We start from the raw sequence: 244 nt of genomic DNA, 5'->3' as shown, positions 1-244 counted from the left end.
CCCGCTGGGCGCGCACGACCTGCGTCAGCTGTTGAAGGCAATCGAGGGCGCGGGCGCGGAACTGTCCGCCGAACACTACGCTCCGCTCGGCAACCGGGCGATCCTGCTGCGCCTGCAGAACAACCGGAAGGTCCGGCTGCTGCACGACGAGCATCGCGAGCTGGCGGTGCAGACGCTGGAAGCGATGCTGATGATCGCCCCGTCGGAGCCGAGCCTGTGGCACGAGGCGGGCCTGCTGCACGCC

General features: G+C 70.1%; 1 protein-coding gene. It reads left to right on the top strand.

Annotated elements, in window-relative coordinates; genetic code table 11:
• Positions 1-244: hypothetical protein (locus R0J92_RS25725; protein WP_411053776.1), on the top strand; the 244-nt coding region annotated here is incomplete at both ends.

It is taken from the genome of Tritonibacter sp. SIMBA_163 (assembly GCF_046535935.1).
GTDB classification, from domain to species: domain Bacteria; phylum Pseudomonadota; class Alphaproteobacteria; order Rhodobacterales; family Rhodobacteraceae; genus Epibacterium; species Epibacterium scottomollicae.
The sequence above is the reverse complement of the archived record's forward strand: the minus strand, read 5'-3'. Positions and strand labels throughout refer to the sequence as shown.